At 31.6% G+C, this 1,460-nt stretch carries 1 protein-coding gene and 1 pseudogene; both read right to left on the bottom strand.

Going from position 1 to position 1,460, the window contains the following annotated elements; all coding sequences use genetic code 11:
• Positions 1–461 precede the first annotated feature (461 nt).
• Positions 462–1,241 (bottom strand): APH(3')-VI family aminoglycoside O-phosphotransferase, encoded by a 780-nt coding sequence (locus FTU29_RS17220; RefSeq protein WP_000422634.1) that lies wholly within the window; start codon positions 1,239–1,241, stop codon positions 462–464.
• A gap of 100 nt (positions 1,242–1,341) precedes the next feature.
• Positions 1,342–1,460: pseudogene (locus FTU29_RS17215) on the bottom strand (IS30 family transposase); the annotation flags it as partial.

Raw genomic sequence — 1,460 nt, 5'->3', positions numbered from 1 at the left:
TCTTGACTCAAGCATTAATGCAGTACGATCTTCAAAGTTAAGATGATGGTATGACAATTTTATATACTCCATAAACCCTTTAAATTAATTAGGTGGTTTATGTCGCACTTCAAGTTTTACTCTGCCCTATATGGTTGACGGATAGATAAAAGACTAGGAAAAGAAAAGCAGACAAAAAAATACCATCGATAATAAAATTTGTTAAAAATGTTGCACGATGAAATTTAAATAAACTTGTAAAGCTAATAAATTAACAATTTTATATTCAAAAAAACTTAAATCACAAGTTAAGCTAATAAACAGCTTTAGCTATTTTAAATAAGTTCATTTTAAAAACCAAAATTTAGATTCATTGGCTATATAAAGCTTTAAATCAGTAGCTTCACTAACTTTTTTCACTTATTTATTTAAAACTTAGCAACTTAAAAAGACAGTTAAGTATTTTTAGATATTGCTTGGAATCAATTCAATTCATCAAGTTTTAAAAAATAATTCCTTTTGTCAGGTCTATCATTTTTTAAATGCTTTAAAAATATTTTCGCAGTTTCCTTCGATGCATCCTCTCTTAGGCAACGTTCAACAAAGGATATATCTACAAATTCATCTGCTAACCCAGCACGGCCAAGATCTAAAAAATAAATTTCATTGAATTTATCTATAAAAATATTACTATCCGTGATATCGCCATGAGAAAAAACCAATCTTTCTTCAACACGAGTCTCATTTAACTCATTCCATAGACTTATGTAAGTTTTATGGTCTCCCCATAATTCAGCCTCAAAATCATCTTGATCTATCTCGTCAAGGAGGTGGTTATCAATAAAAAATTTTGACTCTTTTAACCGATAATCAATGTTTGAAATAAATGGACAATCAATAATAGCAACTGCATTTAACAGATTGAGTGCCTCCTTATAGATAGCAAGCAATTCTTGGTCTGTTAAAAAAAGCGCTGAAATTGGTTTTGCATTGATCGCTTTAGTGATCATGAATTCAAACTGCTCATCCTGAAAAGTCATGATGAGTTCAGGCACCTTTAATTTTTCAGAGAGCCAACTCAACATTTTCGCTTCACGAGAGACACTGTATGTGGTCTCTGTATATAAAGTGCTAGAGCGCTTAAGAAAAAAAGTTTCATTATTTCGATTAAAAGAATAAACATCCGATGGCGACTGACCAATTTTATTTGGCTCTAAAACGCTGTTTCCAATAAATTGTTGAATAATATTGGGCAATTCCATCAAGTTTTCCTTTTATTCAGCATTAAAAACCCCGCAAATGCGAGGCCTAGTAAATAGATGATCTTAATTAGGTTCACTGTAGCAAAAATATGGGGCGAATTCAAACATGAGGTGCGACAGTTTGAAAAGTCTTATGATAATCAACAAGCTGAGCAAATTTCTCTAATGGTGTAAGCCAATCTAACGCTTTTCTAGGACGAGTATTCAGTGACATGGCAA

It is taken from the genome of Acinetobacter sp. YH12086, assembly GCF_013419345.1.
GTDB lineage: Bacteria > Pseudomonadota > Gammaproteobacteria > Pseudomonadales > Moraxellaceae > Acinetobacter > Acinetobacter amyesii.
The sequence above is the reverse complement of the archived record's forward strand: the minus strand, read 5'-3'. Positions and strand labels throughout refer to the sequence as shown.

Bases quoted from the DNA above. Each gene is read 5' to 3' on its own strand.
- FTU29_RS17220 (WP_000422634.1), bottom strand. From the start codon at position 1,241: ATGGAATTGCCCAATATTATTCAACAATTTATTGGAAACAGCGTTTTA.